General features: G+C 70.0%; 16 protein-coding genes. 6 read left to right on the forward strand and 10 right to left on the reverse strand.

The features are described from left to right. Positions 1-38 precede the first annotated feature (38 nt). Positions 39-1,769 carry a YegP family protein gene (locus AXA68_RS03505; protein WP_066412852.1) on the reverse strand — a complete coding sequence of 577 codons (1,731 nt, stop codon included), beginning with the start codon at positions 1,767-1,769 and terminating at the stop codon, positions 39-41. Positions 1,770-1,883: 114 nt separating this feature from the next. Here AXA68_RS03505 and ligA point away from each other — a divergent pair, with 114 nt between their 5' ends. Beyond that, complete coding sequence (gene ligA / locus AXA68_RS03510) at positions 1,884-4,067, forward strand: NAD-dependent DNA ligase LigA (RefSeq protein ID WP_066412854.1); 2,184 nt, start codon at positions 1,884-1,886, stop codon at positions 4,065-4,067. A gap of 46 nt (positions 4,068-4,113) precedes the next feature. On the opposite strand, the gene AXA68_RS03515 is transcribed toward ligA, so the two are convergent. Continuing rightward, positions 4,114-5,529, reverse strand: coding sequence for a GntP family permease (locus AXA68_RS03515; protein ID WP_066412856.1), 1,416 nt, complete (start codon positions 5,527-5,529; stop codon positions 4,114-4,116). Between the two features lie 311 nt (positions 5,530-5,840). Between AXA68_RS03515 and AXA68_RS03520 the strand changes: the two genes are divergently transcribed. From AXA68_RS03520 to AXA68_RS03530, 3 genes are all read left to right on the forward strand, one after another. Next, on the forward strand, positions 5,841-6,794 hold the full coding sequence (locus AXA68_RS03520; protein WP_066412859.1) for an ABC transporter ATP-binding protein: 954 nt from the start codon (positions 5,841-5,843) through the stop codon (positions 6,792-6,794). After that, positions 6,791-7,606 (forward strand): ABC transporter permease subunit, encoded by an 816-nt coding sequence (locus AXA68_RS03525; RefSeq protein ID WP_066412861.1) that lies wholly within the window; start codon positions 6,791-6,793, stop codon positions 7,604-7,606. The genes AXA68_RS03520 and AXA68_RS03525 overlap by 4 nt, the downstream gene beginning before the upstream one ends. Before the next feature lie 91 nt (positions 7,607-7,697). Next, entirely contained in the window at positions 7,698-8,942 is a 1,245-nt protein-coding gene (locus AXA68_RS03530) for a PQQ-dependent sugar dehydrogenase (RefSeq protein ID WP_066412864.1), read from the forward strand. A 22-nt stretch (positions 8,943-8,964) separates the two neighbouring features. Here the strand turns inward: AXA68_RS03530 and AXA68_RS03535 are convergent, their stop codons facing one another. Beyond that, positions 8,965-10,266, reverse strand: a complete 1,302-nt coding sequence (locus AXA68_RS03535) for an O-acetylhomoserine aminocarboxypropyltransferase/cysteine synthase family protein (RefSeq protein ID WP_066412867.1) — start codon at positions 10,264-10,266, stop codon at positions 8,965-8,967. Positions 10,267-10,863: 597 nt separating this feature from the next. Further along, the gene (locus AXA68_RS03540) at positions 10,864-11,184 is read right to left on the reverse strand and encodes an antibiotic biosynthesis monooxygenase family protein (protein WP_066412870.1); all 321 of its coding nucleotides are present in this window, start codon (positions 11,182-11,184) and stop codon (positions 10,864-10,866) included. A gap of 174 nt (positions 11,185-11,358) precedes the next feature. Between AXA68_RS03540 and AXA68_RS03545 the strand changes: the two genes are divergently transcribed. Beyond that, on the forward strand, positions 11,359-12,651 hold the full coding sequence (locus tag AXA68_RS03545) for an SPFH domain-containing protein (protein WP_066412873.1): 1,293 nt from the start codon (positions 11,359-11,361) through the stop codon (positions 12,649-12,651). A gap of 56 nt (positions 12,652-12,707) precedes the next feature. Here the strand turns inward: AXA68_RS03545 and AXA68_RS03550 are convergent, their stop codons facing one another. From AXA68_RS03550 to uvrB, 6 genes are all read right to left on the reverse strand, one after another. Continuing rightward, positions 12,708-13,769 (reverse strand): ribonucleotide-diphosphate reductase subunit beta, encoded by a 1,062-nt coding sequence (locus tag AXA68_RS03550; protein ID WP_269799184.1) that lies wholly within the window; start codon positions 13,767-13,769, stop codon positions 12,708-12,710. Further along, a complete protein-coding gene (locus tag AXA68_RS03555; RefSeq protein WP_066412879.1) occupies positions 13,766-16,363 on the reverse strand; it encodes a ribonucleoside-diphosphate reductase subunit alpha in 2,598 nt (865 codons plus the stop codon). The genes AXA68_RS03550 and AXA68_RS03555 overlap by 4 nt, the downstream gene beginning before the upstream one ends. Before the next feature lie 334 nt (positions 16,364-16,697). Beyond that, a complete protein-coding gene (locus tag AXA68_RS03560; protein ID WP_066412881.1) occupies positions 16,698-17,264 on the reverse strand; it encodes a hypothetical protein in 567 nt (188 codons plus the stop codon). A 93-nt stretch (positions 17,265-17,357) separates the two neighbouring features. Further along, entirely contained in the window at positions 17,358-17,885 is a 528-nt protein-coding gene (locus tag AXA68_RS03565) for a hypothetical protein (protein ID WP_066412891.1), read from the reverse strand. Positions 17,886-17,952: 67 nt separating this feature from the next. Next, complete coding sequence (locus AXA68_RS03570; RefSeq protein WP_066412894.1) at positions 17,953-18,198, reverse strand: DUF2061 domain-containing protein; 246 nt, start codon at positions 18,196-18,198, stop codon at positions 17,953-17,955. 117 nt (positions 18,199-18,315) lie between these two features. Further along, complete coding sequence (uvrB, locus tag AXA68_RS03575) at positions 18,316-20,370, reverse strand: excinuclease ABC subunit UvrB (RefSeq protein ID WP_066412897.1); 2,055 nt, start codon at positions 20,368-20,370, stop codon at positions 18,316-18,318. A 121-nt stretch (positions 20,371-20,491) separates the two neighbouring features. On the opposite strand from uvrB, the gene AXA68_RS03580 reads away from it, so the two are divergent. Then, entirely contained in the window at positions 20,492-20,878 is a 387-nt protein-coding gene (locus AXA68_RS03580; RefSeq protein ID WP_066412900.1) for a hypothetical protein, read from the forward strand. Positions 20,879-21,163 lie beyond the last annotated feature (285 nt).

A 21,163-nucleotide genomic window follows, 5' to 3' on the forward strand; every position in this document is an offset into this window, starting at 1 on the left:
ACGTGCGCGCCCGGCGCGTTCCGCCGGACGCGGCCGGATCACTCGACGGTCTCCTCCGCGGCCCCCGGCGCGTTCCGCTTCACGCCCGTGACGGCCTCGACCGCGTTCGACCGGGAGGCGTAGCCCTCGCCGCAGTCGGCGACGACGTTGCCGTTGCGGTGGCGGAGCCGCCAGCGCCACTCGCCCCCGGCGTCCTCGTAGATCTCGAAGGCGGCGTTTCCGACCTCCAGCGCGTCGGCCTCGGGGGCGTATCCGCGGACGCCCTCGATCGCGTCTCTCGCCCCGCTCCTCGAGGCGTACCCTCCGCCGCAGTCGGCGATGACGTTGCCGTTGCGGTGGCGGAGCCGCCAGCGGAACTCCCCGGCGTTGTCCTCGTACAGTTCGAACGTCGCCTTCGCCCCGCCGTCGCCGGACCCGCCCTCGCCGGCGGACTCGTCACCGGCTTCCCCGTCGTCCGGCTCTGCGTCGAGGTCCGCGAGGTCGGCGTCGCCGACGTTCGACCGCACGCTCTCGAGTCCTTGGCGGGCCTTCGACCGGCTGCTGTACCCCTGCCCGGAGTCGGCGAGGACGTTGCCGTTCTCGTGGATCAGCCGCCAGCGCCACTTTCCGCCCTTGTCCCGGTACACCTCGAAGGCGGCGGGGTCGACCCGGAGGTAGTCGGCGGCGGCGACGTGCTCGCGGACCCGCGAGAGCGCGCGCTTCGCGTTGGACTTCGAGGCGTATCCCTCCCCGGAGTCGCCGATGGTGTTGCCGTTGTCGTGGCGGAGCCGCCAGCGCCACTCGTCGGCGGCGTCCTCGAACAGCTCGAACGTCGCCTCGCTCTCGATCGTCTCGTCGTCGCTCGGAACGGCCACGTCCGGCTCGTCGGCGTCCGCGGGCTCGGGGCCGTCGTCGTCGGCGAGCGCCTCGGCCTCCTCGACGGGCGTCTCGATCCGCAACAGCCCCGCGCCCAGCGCGTTCCGCCTGACGCTGTGGAGTCCCTTCTGGGCCTTCCCGCGGCTGCTGTACCCCTGTCCCGAGGTCGCGATGACGTTGCCGTTGCGGTGGCGGAGCCGCCAGCGCGGCCGCCCGCTCGCGTCCTCGAACAGCTCGAACCTGGCCTTGCTCTCGTGGAGCGCCGCGGTCTCGGCCCGTGCGGCCGCGGTCTCGGCCTCGCGTTCCTCCGCGTCCGCCGCCGCTCCCGCCTCGATCTCCTCGATGCGGTCCTCGGCGGCGGCGAGTTCCTCGCGGGTCGTCTCGAGCTCGTCCTCCGTCGCCGCGAGCTCCGCTTCCGTCTCCTCGCTGGCGGCCGCGGTGGCGGCCGTCTCGGCTTGCATCCGCTCGTAGTCCTCGCGGACGGGGTCGGTCACGAGGGGAACGATCGTCCCCGCCAGCCCGATCACGACGATGCCGGCCGCGTACAGCGCGTTGACGGTCGCGTTCCCCGTCGCCCGCGACCAGCCATCGGGGAAGACGACGAAGAAGTAGGCGACTCCGGCGAGCGTCAACAGCCCGCCCAGCGCCCCGAGCGTCGTCGCGGATCGTCGCAGCGGGAACCGAACGATCGCCCCGAGCATCACGAGCGGCGGCGAGAGCGCCACGAGCGCGTATCCCACGGCACGAGTCGTCGTCCGCGGCGCGGTGACCGCGAAGACGACGACGCCGAGCACGCCCACGAGCACGCCCAGCGAGAATATCCAGTATCCACGCACCTCGTCGTCCGTCGTCGGGGTCCCGATGCGCCCCTCGTACAGTTCCGCCAGCGGTCCCGTCGGCGTGTCTTCTGCCATGTTCGGGATAATACACGTCCGGTGTGTTATATATGTGGGTTGGTACCACTGCCTGTGCGGGGTCCACCGACCGGGTCGGACGCTTTTAACTGATACCGCCCCTACCGTCGGTCGATGACGAGCTCGTCGACGCGGCACGCGGACCCCGAGGAGAACCCCTACGTCGAGGAGCCGCCGACCGACTTCGAGCCGGTCGCGGAGCTGTCGTCCGAGGCGGCGGCGCGGCAGGCGTCGCTCCTGCGGTCGGCGATCCGCGAACACGACCACCGCTACTACGTCGACGCCGACCCGCTGATCGCGGACGCGACGTACGACCGGCTCTTCGAGCGACTCCGCGAGCTGGAGGAGGCGTTCGACCTCCCGACGGAGAACTCCCCCACGGAACGGGTCGGCGGCGAGCCGCTCGACGCGCTGGAGACGGTCGAGCACGTCGCGCCGATGCGCTCCATCGACAGCGCGAAGGAGGCGGACGCCGTCCGCGAGTTCGACGAGCGCGTCCGGCGTGGGGTCGCCGACGCGGGGTTCGACCCGGAGTCGGTGGAGTACGTCTGCGAGCCGAAGTTCGACGGCCTCTCGATCGAGGTCGTCTACGAGGACGGGGAGTACGTCCGCGCCGCGACTCGCGGCGACGGGCGCGAGGGCGACGACGTGACGGAGCAGGTCCGGCGGATCCGGTCCGTTCCCGGCCGGCTTCGGGGCGATCCGCCGGCCCGGCTCGCGGTCCGCGGCGAGGCCTACATGCCCCGCGACGCCTTCGAGGCGTACAACGAGGAGCTGATCGAGCGCGGCGAGGAGCCGTTCGCGAACCCCCGCAACGCCGCCGCCGGGACGCTCCGGCAGCTCGACCCCGCCGTCGTCGCCGAGCGCCCGCTCGACGTCTTCTTCTTCGACGTGCTGGCGTGGGACGCGGAGGATCCGGCCGCCGACGCGGCCGCGACCGATCCGACCGACGGCTCGGCCGCCGGCTGTCCGGACGCCCACTGGGCCGAGTTCGACGCGTTCGACCGCTTCGGGCTCCGGCGGACCGACCGGGTGGCGCTGGTCGACGATGTCGAGGCCGCGATCGACTACCGCGACCGCCTCATGGCGGACCGAGACGACCTGAACTACGAGATCGACGGCGTCGTGATCTCGGTGAACGACCGGGACGCCCGCGAGGCGCTCGGGTCGACCTCGCGCGCCCCGCGATGGGCGTTCGCCTACAAGTTCCCGCCGCGCACCGCGACGACGACGGTCGAGGCGATCACGGTCCAGGTCGGCCGCACCGGCCGGCTCACGCCCGTCGCCGAGCTCGACCCGGTCGACATCGGCGGCGTCACCGTCTCGCGGGCGACGCTCCACAACCCCGCCGAGATCGAGGCGCTCGGCGTGAACGTCGGCGACCGGGTCCGGATCTACCGCGCCGGCGACGTGATCCCCTACGTCCCGGAGGTCGTCGAGAAGCGCTCGGCGGGGACCTACGCCTTCCCCGAGACGTGTCCGGTCTGTGACGCGCCGGTCGAACGGGACGGCCCGCTCGCCTTCTGTACCGGCGGGCTCGGCTGTCCGGCACAGCTGGAGCGCGCGGTCGAACACTGGGCGCGCCGCGACGCGCTCGACGTCGAGGGACTGGGTCCGGAACGCGTCGAACGGCTCCGCGAGGCCGGGCTCGTCGAGTCGCTCCCGGACCTGTACGACCTCTCGGTCGACGACCTCGCCGCCCTGGAGGGGTGGGGCGAGACGAGCGCCGAGAACCTGGTCGACGAGCTGGAGGCGACGCGGGAGCCGCCGCTCGACCGGTTCCTCGCCGGGCTCGGGATCCCCGACGTGGGCCCGACGACCGCGCGCGCGCTCGCGAGGACGTTCGGCGACCTCGACGCCCTGCTCGACGCCGACGAGGCGGCGCTCCGCGAGGTCGACGACGTGGGACCGGCGGTGGCGGCGTCGATCCGGGAGTTCCTCGACTCCCCCGAGAACCGGGAGGCGATCGAGGGGCTCCGCGAGCGCGGCGTGGAGCCGCAGTCCGTCGAGACGGTCGGGGACGACGAGACGGCGGACGCGCTCGACGGGCTGACGTTCGTCTTCACCGGATCGCTCTCGACGACCCGCGACGAGGCGCAGGGGCTCGTCGAGGCCCACGGCGCGAACGCGACCTCGTCGGTCTCCGGGAACACGGACTACCTCGTCGTCGGCGAGGATCCCGGTCGAACGAAACGCCAGGACGCGGACGCCGAGGGGGTGCCCGTCCTCGACGAGGACGGGTTCGCCGACCTGCTCGCGGAACGCGGGATCGACTGGCCGCCGGCGGACGGCGGCTAGCGCCGGAGCGGAGGGTTCGAAGGAAGGATATCCGGAGCCCCCCGTCTCAGGCGAGCGGGAGGACCGTGGAGACGATCAACACGGTGATCAGCCCGGTCACCGAGATGATCGTCGTGAGGGCGGTCCAGGTCTGGAGCGTCTCCCCCTTGGTGAGCCCTCCGATCTCGCTGACGAGCCAGAAGCCGGAGTCGTTGAACCACGAGAAGATGTTTCCGCCGGCCCCGATGGCCATCACGAGGTACGCCGGGTGGACGGTCAGCTGTCCGGTGAGCGGCGCCATGATCCCGGCGGCGGTCAACATCGCGGCGGTGGCCGACCCCTGGGCGATGCGGACGATCGCGGCGATGAGCCAGGCGGTGATGAGCAGGCCGATCCCGACCTCCTGGAGCGCGCCCGCCAGGTAGTCACCGATGCCGGAGGCGGCGAGCAGCGCGCCGAACGCCCCGCCGGCCGCGGTGATCGCGGCGATGTTCCCGCCGCTCTGGAGGGCCTCGGTGAGCTCGTCGCTCCACTCGCTCTGGCTCATGGTGTCGTAGCGGTAGAACGTGTACGCGGCCGCGAGCGCGGCGACCGTCAACGCGACGTTCTTGTTGCCGAGGAAGTCCGTGATCGGTTGGAGCGAGGCCAGCGCCGGAACGGCCTCCTGGAACGTGTTGACGAACGTCGAGGACGCGATCAGCAGGACGGCCAGCAGGATCGGAGCCAGCGACTCGAGGACGCCGGGGAGCTCGCTGGTCGGCCGGTCGGCGACCTCCTGGAGCTCCTCCGTCGACGTCGCCATCGTGTCCCGCAGCGGGATGTCGAGTCGGGCGTTGATCCAGCGACCGTAGACGAGCCCGGACATGATCGCCGCCGGGATGGCGGTGACCAGCCCGACGAGGATCGTCGTCCCCAGGTTGCTCCCGACCTGGTCGGCGACCGCGAGCGGGCCGGGCGTGGGCGGGACGAACACGTGCGTCGTCGCGGCCCCCGCCCCGACGACGACGATGAACAGCGTGTAGTCGCGACCGACGCGCGCCCGCATCGAGCGCGCGAGCGGCGCCATCAGGTAGAACACGCTGTCGAAGAACACCGGGACCGCCAACACCGAACTGCTCCCGAGCAGCGCGACGTCGGAGTTGCTCTCGCCGAGCAGGCCCTGGAAGCCCCGGACGATCCGTTGGGCCGCGCCGCTCTCCAACATCCCCTTGCCGATGACGGCGGCCATCAGGATCGGTATCCCGATCCCCGCCATCCCGTTCCCGAACGCCGTCGCTACCTGGCTTCCGGCGTCGGCGGCGGTGAAGTCCGCGACGAAGATCGTGTTCACCACGCCGACGAGGAACGCCGAGATGATCAGCCCGATGAACGCCGGCAGGTCCAACCACACCAGCAGTCCGATCACGATTATGAGACCGATAATGAAAGTTAGTAGTGGACTGTGCGCGAACTGAACGGTTCCTTGGAGTGGTACGGGTGCCATCCCGATCGATGTCCTGAACATACCTCATTAAAATTTGTGGAGCCCGAAGAATCGCGTTACTGCGGGTTGGTAACATCCACGATCGGGACGCGTACCCTCCGCGTTGGTCGCGTTTCAATCCGAGAAAAACTAGTCAGATAAAACTCAGATATTTTTTATTGGTTTCGAAAATATATGTCTCTCCTCGTTCAGTTCCCGCGTCGGGAGGCGGTGTGGCGTCGGCCGCGACGGTTCTCCTCCCGCCGATCGGCGGACCGTCGCCGCGGCGGCGAGGCACAACCCTTTATCAAATGCCGCGGGAACGGGGGGGTATGACCGCAATCGAGCTGCGCGGCGTGACGAAGGAGTTCCCGGGCGTCACCGCCGTGTCCGACCTCGATCTCACGGTCGAGGAGGGCGAGGTGTACGGCTTCCTCGGCCCCAACGGGGCCGGCAAGTCGACGACCATCGACATGGTGCTCGATCTCGTCCGGCCGACAGCGGGCACGGTGACGGTGCTCGGCCGCGACGCCACCGCCGACAGCGTCGAGATCCGGCGGCGGACCGGCGTCCTCCCCGACGGCTTCTCCGTGTACGAGCGGCTCTCCGGCCGGAGACACGTCGAGTTCGCGATCGAGTCGAAGGCGGTCGACGTCGAGGCCGATCCCGTCCTCGAGCGCGTCGGCCTCCTCGAGGACGCCGACCGCAGGGCGGGCGACTACTCCAAGGGGATGCGCCAGCGGCTCGCGCTCGCGATGGCGCTCGTCGGCGACCCCGACCTGTTGATCCTCGACGAGCCGTCCTCCGGGCTCGACCCCGCGGGCGTGAAGGACATGCGCGAGATCGTCGCCGCGGAGGCCGACCGCGGCGCGACCGTCTTCTTCTCCTCGCACGTGCTCGCGCAGGTCGAGGCCGTCTGTGACCGCGTCGGCATCCTCCGGGAGGGCGAACTCGTCGCCGAGGACTCCATCGACGGGCTCCGCGAGACGGTCGGCGACGGGGAGACGCTGGAGGTCGCCGTCGACGACGCGACCGACGCGGTCGTCGACGCGGTCCGCGCGGTCGAGGGGGTCTCGCGGGTCGACCGCGACGGCGACACGCTCCGCGTGAGCTGTGACCCCGGCGTGAAGACGCGGGTCATCGCCGCGGCCGAGGACGCCGGGGCCGTCGTCGACGACTTCCACACCGAGGAGGCGTCGCTGGAGGACCTCTTCTTAGCGTACACGGAGGGCGAGGAAACGCCGACCGGACGGGAGGACGCGGCCACGGGAGAGGTGGACGCATGAGTCTCCTCGCGGTCGCGAACAAGGACTTCCAGGACACGGTCCGGTCGCGCGGCATGGTCCTCCTCGTCGCGCTGTTCTCGCTTCTCGTCGCCCTCTTCGCGTACGTCGTCCGCCCGCAGGGTCAGGCCGGCCAGTTCGCGACCGAACTCCTCTTGAGCGCGTTCGTCGGACCGGTGCTCGTGACCGGGCTGGTCCCGCTCGTGGGCGTCGTCGTCGGCTACAACGCGGTGAGCGGCGAGCGCGAGTCCGGATCGCTGAAGCTGCTCCTCTCTCTCCCCCACTCGCGGGCCGACGTCGTCTTCGGGAAGGTGCTCGGTCGGGGCGCGGCGCTGGCGCTCGCGACGTTCGCCGGCTTCCTGTTGCCCGCGCTCGTGTTGATCGTCGTTCCGGTGACGTTCAACGCGGGATCGTTCCTCGGGTACACCGTCTTCGCCGCGGCGCTCGGGGTCGTGTTCGTCGCCATCGCGGTCGGCTGCTCGGCGGCGGTGGCGACCCGCCAGCGCGCGCTCATCGCCGGCGTCGGCGTCTACGCGCTCTTCGTGCTCCTGTGGGGGCTGTTCACCGGTCGCGTGGTCGGCGCGTTCTCCGGCCCGATCGAGGCCCTGCCCGTCTCCATGGCGCAGATACGCACCTTCCTCGACGCCGCGAACCCGACGAGCGGGATCGAACTCCTCGCCAACGCGTTCCTGGGCGACCAACTCCTCTCGGGTGATTCCGTCAACCAGCAGGTGTCCGCGGTCGCGATGCTGGTCTTCTGGACGCTCGCGCCGCCGCTCGCCGGGCTGTTGAAGTTCGACCGCGCAGACCTCTGATCTCGGCGGTTCGAGGTTTTCTCCCGCTCGGTCCTTTCCGGTCCACCGCACCCTTGATGGCCGGCGAGCCCCACCGTTCACACGATCCTCGATGGACAGACGCCGATTCCTCTCGCTCGCCGGCCTCGCCGGGACCGGAACGCTCGCCGGCTGTGCGGGCCGCGACGACTCGGGCGGCGACGGCGACGACGCCGGCGGGAGCGACGACGCCGGCGGTGGTGCTGGCACCGCCGGAGGCGACGACGATACCGCCACCGACGGCTCGGACGCGGCGTTCGCGGTCGAGACCGTCGCGTCGGGCTTCTCGCACCCGTGGGCGATCGACTTCCTCCCCGACGGCGACCTCCTCGTCACGGAACGTCCTGGGACGCTGAACGTCGTCGACCCGGACTCCGGCGAGGTTCGGTCGGTCGACGGGACGCCGACGGTCGACGCCCGCGGACAGGGCGGACTCCTCGACGTCGCGCTCGGACCGACGGCTTCGGATCCCTGGGCGTACCTCACGTACTCGGCGGCGAACGCCGACGGCGACACCACGACCCACGTCGGCCGCGGTCGGCTCGACCGGGAGAACGCCCGTCTCGAGGCGTTCGAACGCCTCCACGCCGCGGAGCCGTTCGTCGACTCGACGGGCCACTACGGCTCGCGGATCGCCTTCGACGCGGACGGGCGGCTGTACGTGACCGTCGGCGACCGCCAGTTCAAGGACTTCGGACCGGACCACGTCGCCCAGGACCTCGGCGTCGAACTCGGCAAGACCCTCCGGCTCGAGGCGGACGGCTCGGTTCCCGACGACAACCCGTTCGTCGACGACCCGGACGCGCGGGACGCGGTCTTCAGCTACGGCCACCGCAACGCCCAGGGATTGACCGTCCACCCCGACACCGGCGACCTGTGGGAGAGCGAGTACGGCGAGCAGGACGGCGACGAGATCAACGTGCTCCGTGAGGGCGGCAACTACGGCTGGCCCGTCGCCGACGAGGGGTGTACCTACGGCTCCGGCGAGCCCATCGGCGTCTCCCACGACGACCGCGAGGACGTGATCGCGCCGGCGTACTCGTGGCCCTGCGGGAGCGGCGGCTTCCCGCCGGGCGGCATGACGTTCTGTACCGGGGCCGCGTTCCCCGCGTGGGAGGGGGACCTGTTCGTGGGCGGGCTCGCCTCGCGCGCGCTCGCCCGACTGACGGTCGAGGGGCGGGAGGCGACCGGGATCGAGCGGCTGCTCGCGGATCGGGAGTGGCGGGTCCGCACCGTCGCGGAGCACCCGGACACGGGCCACCTCTACGTCGCGGTCGACGCCGGCGACGCTCCGGTCGCGCGGCTGACGCCGGCGTGAGGTCGGTGGCCCGTCGGCCTTCTCACTCCGTCGCCGTCTCGATCGCCGCCTCGAGGTCGGCGACGATGTCCGCGGGGTCCTCGATCCCGACGGAGAGTCGCACCATGTCGCCGGTGACGCCCGCCGCCGCCTGCTCCTCCTCCGTCAGCTGCTGGTGGGTCGTCGAGGCGGGGTGGATCACCAGGGTTTTCGCGTCGCCGACGTTCGCGAGCAGCGAGGCGAGATCCGTGTTCTCGACGGTCGCCTTCGCGGCCTCGAAGCCGGCCTCCAGCCCGAACGTGATCATGCCGCCGTAGCCGCCGTCGAGGTACTCGCTCGCCTCCGCGTGGGTCTCGTGGCTCTCCAGGCCGGGGTAGTTCACCCACGCCACGTCCGCGTGTTCCTCGAGGTACTCCGCGACGACCGCCGCGTTCTCGCAGTGCCGGTCCATCCGCAGCGGGAGCGACTCGGTTTGCTGGAGCGTGTTCCACGCGTCGAAGGGGGCCTGCTGGTTGCCGAGATCGCGAAGCCCGCGGGTGACGGCCGCGAAGGTGAACGCGGCGTCGCCGAACGCGTCGACGTAGTTGATCCCGTGGTAGGCGGGGTTGTCCTTCGCTATCTCGGGGAACTTCTCGGGGTACTCGCCCCACGGGAACGAGCCGCCGTCGACGAGGACGCCGCCGATCGTGGTCCCGTTGCCGGTGAGCCACTTCGTCGTCGACTCCCAGACGAGGTCCGCGCCGTGGTCGAGCGGCCGGCAGAGGTACGGCGTCGCGAACGTGTTGTCGACGAACAGCGGGACGCCGTGGTCGTGGGCGATCTCCGCGACCCGCTCGATGTCCGGCGTGACGAGCGACGGGTTGCCGATCGTCTCGAGGTGGACGTAGGCGGTGTCGTCGTCGATCGCCTCGGCGTACCCCTCGTAGTCGAGCGGGTCGACGAACCGCGTGGTGACCCCGCGGCGCTCGACGGAGTGGGTGAGGTAGGTGTAGGTGCCGCCGTACAGCGCCGAGGAGGTGACGACGTTGTCGCCGGCCGACGCCAGCATGAACGTCGCGAGGTCGAGCGCCGCCATCCCCGAGGAGGTGGCGATCGCGCCCACGCCGTTCTCGAGGGAGGCGATCCGCTCCTCTAACGCCGCGTTCGTCGGGTTCATGATCCGCGAGTAGACGTTGCCGGCCTCCTCCAACGCGAACAGCCGCGCGGCGTGGTCGGCGTCGTCGAACTCGTAGGCGGTCGTCTGGTAGATCGGGGTCGCGCGCGCCCCCGTCGTCGGGTCCGGGGTCGATCCGGCGTGGACGCTTCGCGTGCGGAACTCGCGGTCGGTGTCCTCGTCGCTTGGCATGTCGGTCCCTCCGTGCGCGATCCGGTTAAAGCCGATAGACGTTCACGGATGCTACCGGTAGCTCGGAGAGGCCGTTCGTTGGAGAGATCACGACCGCGTCCCTCGGCGTCGGCAGCGTAGCCGGCGTAGCGTCCCGTTGAAGTCCCCGACAAGTGAGATACACTGACTCGGTTGTGATCACTACAGATGAGAGTGAGTGATCGATTGCGGTGGCGCGCCTCCGAGTGCCCCGACGGGGCACGAGGAGCCCGCGAGGGACGCGGCGACTGTAAGGAGCCGCGAGGCTGGGGAGGTGTGAGGTGCGGGGGGGTTGCGGTTGGGTGGGACTCAAAGGGGCAGTCGCGAGGACGAAGCCCGGCGCAGCAAGCACCGGAACGAGGGAGCGAACGAAGTGAACGACCGAGTGAGGAGCACAGCAAGCCGCGCGAGTCCTCACGACTGGGGCTTTGGCGGTGTTCACCGCGCCAGCAACGATCCCCTTCTATCCATCCGATTCATCCACGAAACACCCGTTCTGTAAGCACTCAGATCCTGACGAGGATCTCAGTAGAGAACGCATCCGAAGAACAGGATTCAACGGAGCCCTCTCGTTGGAGCTTACACGAACGGGTTCGCGTCCTCGCCGAACCCGCTCCCGTACGCCTCGACGACCTCCGTGACGGTGACCTCGTACGCGTCGTACCACTCCGTCCACCGCCGTTTCGCGCGTTCGTGGTCCGCGTCCGCCCCGAACGACTCGAGCGCGTCCAACGACTCCCAGTAGTAGACGACGAGCACTTCCTCGTCGTCCGGGGCGTGCCAGGTCCGTTTGCCCAGGTACCCCTCGGTGTCCTCGGCGGCCGCCTGTATCGCGTCGTTCAACTCGTGGAACTCCGCGTCGTACTCGCCCGGAGCGAGGCGGAACGTCACCAGATACATCCGGCGTACCCACTCGTCCACAGACCAAGACGCTTCTCCACGGCGCGGACGGCGGTCGGCGACCACACCGTCGATCCGGAGCCGCACCGCGGATCCCCGCGCGTCGCCCGCTCCGCGCGTCTCCGACCCCGGTTTCGTGCGAACTGTTAACGTCGTCGAACCGTAACCTCGGGTATGGGAACACAAGGTCCGCAGAGCGACCCTCCAGACCTCGGCGACCTGACGGGGCAGATCCCCGACTCCGTCTGGCAGTACACGGCGCTGGCGTTCGCGCTGGTCGTCGGGTTCGCGGCGCTGAGCCAGAGCCTCACCCTCGGGGTCGGCGTGCTGGCGATCCTGGTCGCGCTCGTCACGCTCGCCAGCGCGGTCGAGGTCGTCGACGCCTACGACAAGGAGGCGCTGACGGTGTTCGGCGAGTACCGGACGCTGCTCGACCCCGGCGTCCACCTCATCCCTCCGTTCGTCTCGCGGACGTACGCGTTCGACATGCGGACGCAGACGCTGGACGTCCCTCGTCAGGAGGCGATCACGCGTGACAACTCGCCGGTGACCGCGGACGCGGTCGTCTACATCAAGGTGATGGACGCGAAGAAGGCGTTCCTCGAGGTCGACGACTACAAGAGGGCGACCTCGAACCTGGCCCAGACGACGCTCCGGGCCGTCCTCGGCGACATGGAGCTCGACGACACGCTCTCGCGGCGCGAGCAGATCAACGACCGGATCAACGAGGAGCTGGACGAGCCGACCGACGAGTGGGGGATCCGCGTCGAGGGCGTCGAGGTCCGCGAGGTGAGCCCCTCCGAGGAGGTCAAACGCGCCATGGAGCAACAGACCGGCGCGGAGCGCCGCCGCCGCGCGATGATCCTCGAGGCGCAGGGGGAACGGCGCTCGGCGGTCGAGCAGGCGGAGGGTGACAAGCAGTCGAACATCATCCGCGCGCAGGGGGAGAAACAGAGCCAGATCCTCGAGGCGCAGGGCGACGCCATCTCGACCGTGTTGCGGGCGCGCTCGGCGGAGTCGATGGGCGAGCGCGCGATCATCGAGCGCGGCATGGACACCCTGGCGGCGATCGGGAAGGGAGATTCGACGACGTTCGTGCTCCCGCAGGAGCTCACGAGCCTCGTCGGCCGCTACGGCAAGGCGCTCTCCGGCTCCGACGTCCAGCAGATGGACGGGCTGGAGGGCAAGGAGTTCGACGAGGAGACGGAACGGCTGCTCGGGCTCGACGACATCGAGAGCGCGCTCGAACAGCTCGACACGGTCGCCGACGACGACCTCCGGACCGACGAGAGCCGCGAGCGCGACGCGGCGGGCGTCGCCGGCGACGTGGACGTGGGCGGGGACGTCGACGTGGGCGGCGACGTGGACGTCGGAGCCGGGGCGGACCTCGACGACGCGGGGGGCCCCGACCGCGAGGCCGACCGCGACATCGAACTGGAGTCGGAGTCGGAGAGTCCGGGCCGGTGAGACCCCGGAGCGGCGAGAGCCTCGATCGGTGAGCCCCCGGCGTCGCTCGCGGGGGCCTACCAGTCGAGCGAGCCGCCGGACTGGTACTCGGTCACCTGTCGCTCGAAGAAGTTGGCCTCGCGGTTGAGGTCGACCGCCTCCGACATCCACGGGAACGGGTTCTCGGTCCCGTACGCCTCCTCCATCCCGAGCTGGGTGAGCCGCCGGTCCGCGATGTACTCGACGTACTCGATGAACCCCTCCGCGGACATCCCCATCAGGTCCGGCGGGCACGCCTCCGCGGCGTAGGTCGACTCGAGCTCGACCGCCTCGCGGATCAGCCCGTCGATCTCCGCCTCGAACTCGTCGGTCCAGACGCCGGGGTTCTCCTCGCGGATCGTGTTGATCAGCTCGACCCCGAAGTTGAGGTGGAGCGACTCGTCGCGCATGATGTACTCGAACTGCTCGCCGACCCCGACCATCTTCCCGCGCCGCTTCAACGCCAGCATCATCGCGAAGCCGGCGTAGAAGAAGATCCCCTCCATGATCACGTAGAAGCCGACGAGATCGCGGAGGAACTCGCGCACGTCGTCGTCGGTCTCGATCGTGAAATCGGGGCGGTCGATGGCGCGGGTCAACTCGACGACGAAGTCGTCCTTCGCCTCGATGGCGGGGATGCGGTCGTACATCCCGTAGAGGTACTCGGGATCGAAGCCGAGCGAGTCACAGCAGTAGATGAACGTGTCCGTGTGGACCGCCTCCTCGTACGCCTGCCGGAGCAGGTACTGACGGCACTCCGGCGCGGTGACGTAGTCGTAGACGGCGAGGACGAGGTTGTTCGCGGTCAGCGACTCGGCCGTCGAGAAGAACCCGAGGTTCCACTCGACGAGGCGGCGCTCGGCGTCGGTCAGCTCGTCGCCCTCCCACTGGTGGACGTCGTCCGCCATCGGGATCTCCTCGGGCACCCAGTTGTTGTTGACCCCGTCGCGGTAGTACTCGCGGGCCCAGTCGTAGTCGATCGGCAGGATCTTGTTCGGGTCGTGCTGGCTGTCGGTGTTGATGAGCGGCATGGTGTGGGTCGTGTGTTGTGGTGTAGTGTGTGACGTGGTGTCGGCCGTCGTTCGTCTCCTCCGGCTCACTGACAGGCGTCGCAGGTCGGGTCCTCGACGGTCGGCAGCCCGTCGACGCGGTCCGTGTCGCCTCCGTCGCTGGCGTCCGTCCCCGCATCTTCACGGGGTTCGTCGGTCGCACCGTCCTCGTCGTCGAACCCGCCGCCGCGCGACTGCGTGTCGTCGTACTCGGCCATGTCCAGCGTCGACTGCTCGATGCTCGACGCGCCGAGCGTGCGCAGGTAGTAGGTCGTCTTCAGCCCCAGCTCCCAGGCGGTCCGGTACACGTCGTCGAGCAGCGAGCCGTCCGTCGACGGGAAGAAGACGTTGTGCGACTGGCTCTGGTCGATCCACGCGCCGCGGCGCGCGGTGAGCCGAAGCTGGTGACGGGGATCGATCTCGAACGCGCCGCGGTAGAGGTCCGAGAGCTCGCCGGGCAGGTCGAGGTCGCCGACTGCGCCGTCGTGGTACTTCAGGCGATCGAGCGCCTCCGACCCCCACTGCCCCTCGGCTTTGAGGTCGGCGACGAGCCGCTCGTTGACGACGGTGAAGTCGCCGGACATGTTGGACTTGACGTAGAGGTTCGAGTACAGCGGCTCGATCGACGGGGAGGTGCCCGCGATGGTGGAGATGGTCGCGGTCGGCGCGACCGCGGTGGTGTTGGAGTTGCGCATGCCGTGTTCCGCGATCCGCTCGCGGACCGCGTCCCAGTCGAGCGTCTCCTCGCGGGCGACGGGGATCTCCCGGCCGCGCTCCTCGGCGAGCAGGTCGAGGGTGTCCTGCGGCAGCAGGTCGCGGTCCCACTTCGAGCCCTCGAAGGAGTCGTACGCGCCGCGCTCGCCGGCCAGCCGCGCGGAGTTGTCGATCGCGTGGTAGCCCAGCAGCTCCCCGGCCCGCCCCGCGAACGCGAGGGCGCGCTCGGAGTTCATCGGGACGCGCGCGAGCTGGAGCGCCTCGTGGAAGCCCATCATCCCGAGCCCGATGGGCCGGTGGCGCATGTTGGAGCGCTCGGCCTTCTCCGTCGGGTAGAAGTTGAGGTCGACGACGTTGTCGAGCATCCGCATCGCGGTCTCGGCGGTGTCGGCGAACAGTTCGGCGTCCAGTTCGGCCGCGTCGCCGTCGACGCCGACGGCGACCGGGCCGCCCGCGTCCGCGTCGTCGCCGTCCGCCCCGCTTCCGCGGGCCGCGGCCGCGACGTCGTCGGGGGCGGGGTGGGCCTCGGCGTCGCCGCGGAAGGTCATGTGTCGCGCGAGGTTGACCGAGCCGAGGTTACAGACGGCGGTCTCCTCCTCGCTCGTGTTGAGCGTGATCTCCGTACAGAGGTTCGAGGAGTTGACGACCCCGGCGTGGTCCTGGGGCGACCGGACGTTACACGGGTCCTTGAACGTGATCCACGGGTGGCCGGTCTCGAAGAGTCGCGTCAGGGTCTCCCGCCAGAGCTCGCTCGCGTCGACGGTCTCGTACTGGCGAAGCTCACCCGCTTCGGCCGCCTCCTCGTACGCCTCGTACCGCTCCTCGAACTCCTCGCCGTAGGTCCCGTGGAGGTCGGGCACCTCGTCGGGCGAGAACAGCGTCCACTCCGCGTCGTTCTCGACCCGCTTCATGAACAGGTCGGGCACCCACGCCGCGGTGTTCATGTCGTGGGTGCGCCGGCGCTCGTCGCCGGTGTTCCGCCGGAGGTCGATGAAGGCGGGGAAATCGAGGTGCCACGCCTCGAGGTAGGCGGCCGCGGCCCCGCGACGCTTCCCCGATCGATTTATCGCGCCGGTCACGTCGTTGGAGATCTTCAGGAAGGGGACCGTCCCGGTCGACTCGACGCCGGTCGAGGAGACCAGCGCGCCGTCCGCGCGGAGCGGGGTCCAGTCGTTGCCGAGCCCGCCCGACCACTTCGAGAGCTTCGCGTGCTCCTTGTACGCCTCGAAGATCCCCTCGAGGTCGTCGGGGACGGTGGTGAGGTAACACGAGGAGAGCTGCGGGTGTGTCGTCCCGGCGTGGAACAGCGTCGGCGTGGAGTGGACGAACCGCAGCGTGGAGAGGACCTCGTAGAACTCCTCGGCGCGCGCGGCCCGCTCCGACTCCTCCTCGCGGAGCGCGACGCCCATCGCCACCCGCATCCAGAAGACCTGCGGGAGCTCGAACGGCTCCGCGTCCGCCTCCCGGAGGTAGTAGCGCTGTTCGAGCGTGTCGAGCGCGGTGTACTCGAACAGCTCGTCCCGCGCCGGATCCAGCGCCTCCGCCAGCCGGTCGAGGTCGTACTCGCCCATCCGTTCGTCGAGGAGGTCCGCCTCGAGGCCGCGGTCGATCGCCTCGCGGAAGGCGTCGCGGTACGCCGCCGCGAGGTCGCCCTCGTCGTCGGGCGGGCGCTCGCCGGTCACCCGACGGAAGTAGTCCTCGCGGGCGACGCGGGCCGCCATCGCGTCGTAGGCGGGGTCGCGCTCGATCCGCGCCGTGAGCGCGTCCACGGTCGCCTCGGCGACCTCGTCGGCGTCGGCCCCGTCGTAGAGCGCGCGCTCGATCTCGGCGACCAGCCGGTCGCGTTCGTCGGCGTCCAGTACGTCCTCGTTCCCCTCCCGGGCTCGGTCGAGTAGGTCGCGAACCGCGGTGTCGTGTGTCGTCGTGCTCATGTGTGCTCCGTGGCTCCACGGGTCGGCGTGCCGGGCAGCGTTGCCACTCTCGACGCGTTCGTGATACGGCGCGAACGCGCGGCTACCCGTGGAAACCGGGCGAACCGCTCCGAACGAACCGTCCCGTGTGAGCCGTGTCAAACGTCTCCGGCTGCACCGGCATAAACATTACCAACAGAATTTCAGTAATACAATCGTAGTTGCTTATCGCACAACTGAGCCCGTGCTGTCGTCGGTCGCGCTTCGGGCCGGTCGCGTCCCGAACCGGCCGCCTCACGGCCGCGCGGAGCGGTTCACTGCCGCGCGGAGCGGTTCGGGGACCGAGCGACACGCCTCACGGTCGCCAGCTCTCGGCGTCGAGGACCCACAGGAGACCGATCGCGACGCCCCCGCCGAGAAGTCCCGCGGCCAGCGCGAGGGCGGGCGCGGGGGCGAGCGCGATCCCGACCAGCAGGAGGACGGCCCCGGCGAGCAGCGCCACCGTGTCCTCGCGGGTCGCCCCGAGGACGACGGGCGCGAGCGACCCGCCGACGACCGCGCCGGCGACGACGAACGGCGTCACCCCCGAGACGCGCAGCGCCGGCGCCGACAGGGCGTCGGGGCCGACGTCGACGCCGAGGGCGACGCCGACGGCGACACAGAGCAGCGGCGACGCGAGGCTCGCGCGCGCGCTCAGCGTCCGACCGCGGACGGCCGCGATCCCGGAGAGGAGCGTCACCGCCCCGGCGGCCACGAGCGCGGGCGGGGCCAACCCGATCAACGATCTCGGTTCCGCGAGCGTCGGGACCGCGGTGCCGGCGGTGACGGACCGAAGCGCGAGCGGCTGGGCGAGGAGCAGCCCCGCGATCGCGAGCTGGACCGCCCCGAGCGCGCGGCGGGGGACGGCGGTGCCGGAGGTCACGTTCGTGCGACGCCGGCGGGGCGTATATATTCGCCGAACCGGCCGAGGGCGTCGCCGCCCCGTCGGCTCCGCCGGCCGATGGAGGGCCCGTGCTCAGATCGTGACGCCGGCGCGGTCGCCCTCGATCGACACGACGACGCGCTCCGGCGGCCCGCGCTCGTCGGCCAGCCGGACGAGGAGCGTGTGGACCGCGAGGTCGTCCTCGTCGCCCGGGCGGTGACCGATCTCGTCGGCCGCGACCCGCAGCGCGCGGTCGCCGATCCGGCTCACCGACCCGAGGCGGACGTCGAGCCCCGGCGGGGCCAGTCGCTGGGCGATCACGAGCACGGCGTCGCCCCCGTCGTCGACGAACGGGGTCGCGTCGACGAACGAGCGCGTCCGCGTCGCGCCCGGGCGGACCGCCCCCCGTGCGGCCGTGGCCGACCGAAACGAGAGGGCGTGCGTCAAGAGCTCCGGCGGCTGACTGCGCACGCTCTCTTCGGGAGCCAACGGGTCGTCGTCCACGTACCGGCTCCTGACCCCGATGTCTCCCGGGGCCGACGCCGCGAGGTCGTGGATCCGGTCCGTACACCCCGCGGTCGCGACGGCGAACGCGCCGGCAACGACCGCGCGACGATACATGCTCTCCGGTCGGTCGGTCCTCGGTAAAAACCCCGTCGCCGCGGCTCGCTCGGCTGATAATCGGTGGCTACTCGGATGTCGACGCGGGGACTCCCCACGAGATCCGGTCCCAGGTTCGCTCGTAGAAGTAGTACGTTCCGGTCTTCACGACGTTCGCGACGAGCCCGATGTTCACCGCGTCGCCGATGTCCCCCACGACCGCCCACGCGACGGTCACGGTGATGAGGACCATGATCAGCCGGTAACAGAGCGTCTTCACGATCGCGCGCCGACGCGCCTGGAGCGCCGACCGCGAGCGGAGGTCCCCGAGCATGCTCGTTCGTGGAGCCGCGCGAAGTAAGTAACTCGTATCGGCTACGTTCTTACCTATTCATAACTATATGTGGTTTCCTACTTCCCCAACGCCCCGCGCCACGAAACCGATTCCCGCTCACTCCTCGAGCATCGGCGCGGGGACGCCCTCCTCGTCGCCGTCGAGTTCGAACGCTCGCCGAAGCTCCGCGATCCGGTCGCGGATGTCCGCGGCCAGCTCGAACTCCAGGTTGCTCGCGGCCTCGTTCATCCGCTCCTCGAGCGCCTCGATCCGGGCCTCCGCCTCCTCTTCGCTCTCCACGTCGCCGACGCTGACCGACGAGGTGTCCGTCCTCGAGCCCGGCAGGTTCGTCTCGCCGACCGGCTTGTCGATGGTGGTCGCCTCGTAGCCGTGTTCGGCGTTGTACTCCAGTTGGATCTCGCGGCGGCGCTGGGTCTCCTCTATCGCCGCCTCCATCGAGTCGGTGACCCGGTCGGCGTAGAGGACGACCTCGCCGTTGACGTTGCGCGCGGCCCGTCCCATCGTCTGGACGAGCGTGGTGGTGGAGCGTAAGAATCCCTCCTGGTCGGCGTCGAGGATGGCGACGAGGCTCACCTCGGGGATGTCGAGCCCCTCCCGAAGCAGGTTGATCCCGACGAGCACGTCGATGTTCCCGAGCCGCAGGTCGCGGATGATCTCGTGGCGCTCCAACGTGTCCGTCTCGTCGTGCATGTACGCCACGTCGATCCCCGCCTCCTCGAAGTACTCCGTGAGGTCCTCCGCCATCCGCTTCGTGAGCGTGGTGACGAGGACGCGCTCGTCGCGCTCGATGCGCTCGCCGACCCGGTCGAGCAGGTCCTCGACCTGCCCGGTCGCGTCGGCCACCTCCACCTTCGGGTCGACGAGGTGGGTCGGCCGGACGATCTGTTCGACCACGTTCGCCGACTCCTCGCGCTCGTACTCGCCCGGCGTCGCGGAGACGTACAGCGTCCGGTCGGCCTTCTCCTCGAACTCCTCGAACGTCAGCGGACGGTTGTCGTAGGCGGTCGGGAGCCGGAACCCGTTCTCGACGAGCGAGTCCTTGCGGGACTTGTCGCCCTCGTACTGCCCTTTGATCTGGGGGATCGTCTGGTGTGACTCGTCGATCACGGTGAGGAAGTCGTCGGGGAAGTAATCGAGCAGGGTGTAGGGGGCGTCGCCGGGGTCGCGGTCGTCCATGTGGACGGAGTAGTTCTCGATTCCCGAGCAGTAGCCCGCCTCCCGGAGCATCTCGACGTCGAAGGTGGTGCGCTCCTCGATGCGCTGGGCCGCGACGAGGTCGCCCTCCCGCTCGAAGTGGGCCACGCGCTTCTCCATCAACTCCTCGATCTCGGCGATCGCCTGCTCCAGCTTGTCGTCGGGGATCGAGTAGTGCTCGGCGGGATGGAGCATGACCGCGGGCTCCTCGCTCACGACCTCGCCTTTCATCGGGTCGACTTTCACCATCCGGTCTATCTCCTCGCCCCACAGCTCGACCCGGACCGCGTACCGGCCGTACATCGGGTAGATCTCGACGGTGTCGCCGCGCACCCGGAAGGTGCCCTGCGTGAAGTCCACGTCGTTGCGCTCGTAGTTCAAATCGACCAGATCCGCGAGCAGCCCCTCGCGACCCACCTCCTCGCCGACCTCCAGCCGGAGGGCCATCTCGCGGTAGTTCTCGGGGTCGCCGAGCCCGTAGATCGCGGAGACCGAGGCGACGACGATGACGTCGTCGCGGGTGAGAAGCGAGCGCGTCGCGGAGTGGCGCAGCCGGTCGATCTCCTCGTTTATCGACATCTCCTTGTCGATGAACGTGTCCGTCTGCTCGACGTACGCCTCCGGCTGGTAGTAGTCGTAGTAGGAGACGAAGTACTCGACGGCGTTGTCGGGAAACAGCTCGCGGAACTCCTCGTACAGCTGGGCCGCGAGCGTCTTGTTGTGGGCGAGAACGAGGGTGGGCTGATCGAGTTCCTCGGCGACCCACGAGACCGTGTTGGTCTTGCCGGAGCCAGTCACGCCGAGCAGCGTCTGTTTCTCCGCGCCCGCCTCGAACCCCTCGACGAGCTTCTCGATCGCCTCGGGCTGGTCGCCCGCGGGCTCGAACGGGGCGTCCACCCGGAGCGGTCTGTCGGCGGTCGGGCGGTCCTCGGAGAGGGGGGAGTCGGCGTCGCTCACGATACGCGTCGTTGGCGGCGGAACCACTTGAGCGGCGCGGCCAGACGGTCGACGACGAGGTTCCCAGACAGAGAGGTCCATCGGGGGAAGACCGATTATCGGCCGGAGCGAACACCGACCAGTGTCCCTCCAACTCACGCCCGTCGCCGCGGTCGGCGCCGCCCTCGTCCTGTTCGTCTGGGCCGCGTCCGGCGTCTGGGTCAACTTCGACGCGCACGCCCGGGGAAGCGACTATCCGGCCGTCTGGGGGATCTTCGCACCGCTTTCAGGTGTTGTGCTGTTCTATTACCTGCTGTGGTGGCGGCGCGGCCGCCCCCGCCAGTGGCCGCCGTCCCGGTCGGAGCGAGCGGCCGCCACCGTCGTCGTCGCCGGGATCGGCGGCCTGATCGCCGGGAGCCTCGTGTCGCCGCCCGATCCCGCCTCGCAGTTGACCGTCTGGCCGGTCACGTTCGCCTGCTGTCTCCCCGTCGCGTACTGGCTGGTGAGGAGGCGGCTCGACGCGGCCTGAGACGGATCTCCCGGTCGGTGGAGAAGATCGAGGTCTCCAAATCCCCAGCCGCTCAGTTATAAGACGTTGACTGCCGATCGACGGTGAACACCGCCAAAGCCCCGGCCGCGAGGACTCGCGCGCTTTGCTGCGCTCCTCGTCACTCGCTTCGCTCGTTCCTGCGGTGCTTGCTGCAGCGTGCTTCGTCCTCGCGGCCGCCCCTTTGAGTCCCACCCCGCACCGCTCCGCACAGCAGCCTCACGCCTCCCCAGCCTCGTCGCTCACTTCGGGGCTCCCCGCTGGTCG

This window comes from Halorubrum aethiopicum (genome assembly GCF_001542905.1).
In the GTDB taxonomy this organism is placed as follows: Archaea; Halobacteriota; Halobacteria; order Halobacteriales; family Haloferacaceae; genus Halorubrum; species Halorubrum aethiopicum.

What these genes read in the sequence shown, in the direction of transcription:
- AXA68_RS03505 (WP_066412852.1), bottom strand. Translation starts at nt 1,769, where the DNA reads ATGGCAGAAGACACGCCGACGGGACCGCTGGCGGAACTGTACGAGGGG.
- ligA (WP_066412854.1), top strand. Translation starts at nt 1,884, where the DNA reads ATGACGAGCTCGTCGACGCGGCACGCGGACCCCGAGGAGAACCCCTAC.
- AXA68_RS03515 (WP_066412856.1), bottom strand. Translation starts at nt 5,529, where the DNA reads ATGGCACCCGTACCACTCCAAGGAACCGTTCAGTTCGCGCACAGTCCA.
- AXA68_RS03520 (WP_066412859.1), top strand. Translation starts at nt 5,841, where the DNA reads ATGACCGCAATCGAGCTGCGCGGCGTGACGAAGGAGTTCCCGGGCGTC.
- AXA68_RS03525 (WP_066412861.1), top strand. Translation starts at nt 6,791, where the DNA reads ATGAGTCTCCTCGCGGTCGCGAACAAGGACTTCCAGGACACGGTCCGG.
- AXA68_RS03530 (WP_066412864.1), top strand. Translation starts at nt 7,698, where the DNA reads ATGGACAGACGCCGATTCCTCTCGCTCGCCGGCCTCGCCGGGACCGGA.
- AXA68_RS03535 (WP_066412867.1), bottom strand. Translation starts at nt 10,266, where the DNA reads ATGCCAAGCGACGAGGACACCGACCGCGAGTTCCGCACGCGAAGCGTC.
- AXA68_RS03540 (WP_066412870.1), bottom strand. Translation starts at nt 11,184, where the DNA reads ATGTATCTGGTGACGTTCCGCCTCGCTCCGGGCGAGTACGACGCGGAG.
- AXA68_RS03545 (WP_066412873.1), top strand. Translation starts at nt 11,359, where the DNA reads ATGGGAACACAAGGTCCGCAGAGCGACCCTCCAGACCTCGGCGACCTG.
- AXA68_RS03555 (WP_066412879.1), bottom strand. Translation starts at nt 16,363, where the DNA reads ATGAGCACGACGACACACGACACCGCGGTTCGCGACCTACTCGACCGA.
- AXA68_RS03565 (WP_066412891.1), bottom strand. Translation starts at nt 17,885, where the DNA reads ATGTATCGTCGCGCGGTCGTTGCCGGCGCGTTCGCCGTCGCGACCGCG.
- AXA68_RS03570 (WP_066412894.1), bottom strand. Translation starts at nt 18,198, where the DNA reads ATGCTCGGGGACCTCCGCTCGCGGTCGGCGCTCCAGGCGCGTCGGCGC.